The following is a 4,319-nucleotide window of genomic DNA, read 5'->3' on the forward strand; positions in this document are numbered from 1 at the left end:
CTTGTTGCACTAAAGTATAGCCAAATTCTCGTGCCTTTTTGATCAAATTTTTTACAGCTCTCTCCTTATATCGTGTTTCATAGTATTCCATTCCTTTTTCTACATATTCTTGTCCGTATTTGAGCATACTATAAAATATGCATGCTATTTTTCTTGCAGTAGCTGTTATTGCTTTTGGTGCTCCTAATCGTTTTTTTAATCTCCTGTAGTATGCACCCAATGAACTTTTACTATTTCCTACAGAATTAGCAGCCATTCGAAATGCATTCGCAGCACGATTAATGACTTTACGCGTTCTTGTGCTAAACACTTTTTCTCCTGTAATTTTATTGGCAGGGCTGAGTCCTAACCACGATGAAAAGTGTTTTTCTGTTGACCATTTATTATGGTTTATACCAGTTTCTGAAATTATAGTCTGTATACTTAGTATATCAAGCCCTGGAACTTTAGTAAAATCCATACCAGTTATTCGGTGCAGTTCCTCGTGCAAAGCAAAGTCAGGCTTACTTTTTCTGTGCTTATTCTTTTCCTTACTCAACTGTTTACTTTCGTTAGATTTTGTTTCAAACGTTTTGTAATAGACCTCAATATTTCTATCACATTCTGCTATTTTTTCTTGATAAATATTATATAGTTCAAATTCTTGCTTTAGCGTGAATACATGTTCCTCTCTATAATCGCCAGCTAACGCTTTTGCTATAGTAGACTGATCATTTTTTATTCGTGCATCCCTGAATTGAGCCAATTTCCCAGAATCTCTTTCGCCTTTAATTATAGCCTTGATAATTTTCATACCAGTTACTCCTGTTATATCTCTTATAACTCTATGCAGTTGTATATTCATTTGAATTAATGCCTTCTGCATACGCAGAACATGTGTAGATGCACTTTCAGTGAGGTTCTTACGTTGTCGCACGTAACTACGCAATACACATATCTGGCTATCTGGCCTAAATGACCCTTGGAGTAATCCATAACTATGTAGTTGTTGTAACCACTGACAGTCCTGAACATCTGACTTTCTCCCAGGTACATTTTTTACATGTCGCGCATTTACCAACTTAACTTCAAAACCGTAAGATTCCAGTATTTGAAACAAAGGAATCCAATATACACCAGTTGATTCCATCGCTACGGTTGTAACTTTACACTTTTTTAACCACCTTGCTAAATTATGAAGGTCTTCAGTGAAGCAGCCAAATTTTTGAACACGTTGCTCATCTCTTCTCTCGGGTATACATACATAATGTACAGCCGAACCAACATCTATCCCTGCTGCATCAGGATTCATTACCTCTAATTTACTTTTTGTCATTGTAATTGACCTCCTATAACTTATAATGAAGAAGTATTTAAGCTTGGGACGGTTAGATTATACAATCTTCTAATCGAGGTAGTCGTAATAGACTCCATCAGTGGTTTAACCGTTCCTCCAAAACCATGCTCCCAAACGGGCACTCTAGCACCATTGAGCGTCCGGTTATAACTGCAAAAATACTTCTTAATAAATTATATTTAAAAATTGTTATAGCACTGGATAAAATAGTTTCTTTCAGGTTTAACAAGATTTTTCCTTGTTCGATGCTCCTAACCTATAAAAAAATTCACAAGAAGAAAAACATGCAAAAAGGGGAATTAACTATTAATTGCCGTTATGAACCTCACAGGTTGGCGGGTACATATTTGGCAAATGCTTATGAACAATTATTGAAATATAAAATAAAGGAGGTAGAAGAAAATGGTAACGGTAAGCTTGTATGCAAGAGTTTCATCAAGACAACAGGCACAGGAGAATACAATAGAGAGTCAGATTGTAGAGTTGGAGCGTCGCATTAGTAGTGATGGACATGAGTTATTAGATGAGCGCAGGTTTGTTGATAATGGCTACAGTGGATCAAATTTAGAACGTCCTAGCTTAGAGAGTTTACGTGATAGAGTAGCAGAAGGTAAGATTGATAAGATATATATTCATTCACCTGATCGTCTATCACGGAAATCTGCATACCAAGCGCTCTTACTCGAAGAGTTTAGAAAAGCAGGATCAGAGGTTATTTTCTTAAATCATAAATTTGAGGATAACCCAGAATCTAATATGTTTTTAGGAATCCAAGGATTAGTAGCAGAGTACGAACGTGCAAAGATTATGGAACGTAATCGCAGAGGAAAACTCCATGCAGCTAAAACTGGCCGTATAAGCGTAATGAGTAATGCACCTTATGGTTATCGCTACATAGCAAAACATGTAGGTGAAGGAAGTGCTCAGTTTGAAATTAATCAAGAAGAAGCAGATGTAGTATGCAAAATATTTAATTGGGTTGGTCAAGAAAGAATAAGCATCAATGAAGTTATACGTAGACTTAGCGAGATATCGGTAATAACACAAACAGGAAAGGACCGTTGGAAAAGAAGTACTATTTGGAAAATGTTAAGAAATCCTGCTTATATAGGACAAGCAGCTTATGGTAAAACTAAGGCATGCTCGAAGCCACAAGTGAGGAAATCAAAAAAAGGAACTTGCGGTAAACTCAAAAATGGTCATTTTAGTAATGATAAAGAAAACTGGGTTTATGTTCCAGTGCCAAAAATAATCAATGATAATTTATTTGATTCAGTGCAAGCACAACTAGTTGAAAATAGACAAAGGGCAAGAGCACGGCAAAGAAAAGAAACATATTTATTACAAGGTTTAATGGTATGCCAACGTTGTCAATATACTTATTGTGGTACAAACCACGTTCATAAAAAGTCGACATATTATTACTATCGTTGCTCTGGTACAAACTCTAGCAAATTTAATGGCAATAAAATCTGCGATAATAAATCAATACGCACTGATATATTAGATGGAGTTATATGGGAAGAAGTCAAGAGTATCTTAAAAGAGCTAGATAGGATTGCAAATGAATATCAACGTAGATTATCAGAGAACAAAAAACCTTTACATAATCAAACACGTGAAAAGCAAGAAAGTAAGCTAAGATTAAGTATCAAAAAATTTATTGATAGCTATGCCAAAGGGTTTATAAGCCAAGAAGAATTTGAGCCAAGAATTACAACAATGAAACAGCATTTGAAAGAAATTGAAGAGGAGAAAGAAAAAGTACTTGATCAAAAGAAGTTACAACAAGAACTGAGCCTTGTTACAGATAGCTTGAAAAACTTTTCCTCAAGCGTTGAATCAAAGCTTGATCTGGTAGATTGGCAGACTAAGCAAAATATTATTAGAATGTTAATTCATCAAATTGAAATCAACCACAATCACCTATACATAGTATTTCGCATAAAAAGTCTTGCAAATTTTGATCAAAATATGCATAATAGAATTATGCAATGTTGTACTAGTCGTACAGACACTGGGATCCAGAAAAAAGAATGGTGTCATCCAAGCCCCCTAGGTGTCATTCCAGTGCTTGACACTGGACTCTTGTTTCAATAGACTTCTTTCAAAATTCATGTGAGAGCTCAAAATTGTGAATGGCAGCAATCAAATTAAATCTTAAACCAAAACGTTTTCGTCTATTTCTATACCTGTCCGAGATGATTTTAAACCTTTTCAATAAGCCAATTAAGTTTTCAACCATTACCCTTTGGCTAGAAAGAGCTCTGTTCTCTCTTTTTTGTTCTTTGCTCAACGGATTCTTTTTCGTTTTTCTGTGTGGTAATTCAACATTTTTATCTATCCTTTGCATTCCTCTGTAGCCAGCATCAGCTAAGATTTTAGTTCCCGGCAGCCTTTGATTCTTTAAATATCCGAAAATCGTGCTTCCTACCATTTGAAAAAGATGTACAAATGACCTTTTTACTCTTCTTCTCTGTTACTATTTGTGTTTTTATAGTATGCCTTTTTTTCTTTCCAGAGTAAAAGCGTTTTTGCTTTTTTTTGGCTTCTCTACTGGGGTTTCAGTTCCACCTATTACCAAAACTTCGTATTTTACACTACTATTTAATAGATCTTTTTTCCCAGGTAATGCAAAATCTGGATGTTTTATTAATGTGTCCTCTACCCACTTTACTATTTTAAAACAGTTACTTTCACTCATGCCATAACTTTGTCCTATATGAAAATATGTGCGATATTCTCTTATGTATTCCAGTGTCATAAGTAGCCTGTCTTCTACGCAAAGCTTACTTTTTCTCCCGCTTCTAGCTTTTTTTCTTCTGTCTTCCTCATCCAGAATTTCTACCATTCTCTCGAATGTTGCTTTTTTTACACCTGTTAAACGTCGAAATTTTTCTCCTTCTAACTCCTTTATTTCTTTATATTTCACCTTTCAAATATTTCATCTTACACTCCTTCTCTCAATTTTGAAAGAAGTCTA

General features: G+C 35.0%; 3 protein-coding genes and 1 pseudogene. 2 read left to right on the forward strand and 2 right to left on the reverse strand.

What is annotated here, in order from left to right:
• Positions 1–1,321: IS110 family RNA-guided transposase (locus tag OZD67_RS03375; RefSeq protein WP_274999611.1), on the reverse strand; the 1,321-nt coding region annotated here is incomplete at its 3' end.
• A 119-nt stretch (positions 1,322–1,440) separates the two neighbouring features.
• On the opposite strand from OZD67_RS03375, the gene OZD67_RS03380 reads away from it, so the two are divergent.
• Positions 1,441–1,836 (forward strand): hypothetical protein, encoded by a 396-nt coding sequence (locus OZD67_RS03380; protein ID WP_259346609.1) that lies wholly within the window; start codon positions 1,441–1,443, stop codon positions 1,834–1,836.
• Positions 1,739–3,436, forward strand: coding sequence for a recombinase family protein (locus OZD67_RS03385; RefSeq protein ID WP_182182970.1), 1,698 nt, complete (start codon positions 1,739–1,741; stop codon positions 3,434–3,436). Before OZD67_RS03380 ends, OZD67_RS03385 begins: the two co-directional genes overlap by 98 nt.
• A 7-nt stretch (positions 3,437–3,443) precedes the next feature.
• On the opposite strand, the pseudogene OZD67_RS06320 reads toward OZD67_RS03385, so the two are convergent.
• Positions 3,444–4,268, reverse strand: a pseudogene (locus tag OZD67_RS06320) (IS5 family transposase).
• Positions 4,269–4,319: the final 51 nt, after the last annotated feature.

This window comes from Wolbachia endosymbiont of Drosophila nikananu, assembly GCF_028981865.1.
GTDB classification, from domain to species: Bacteria; Pseudomonadota; Alphaproteobacteria; order Rickettsiales; family Anaplasmataceae; genus Wolbachia; species Wolbachia pipientis_B.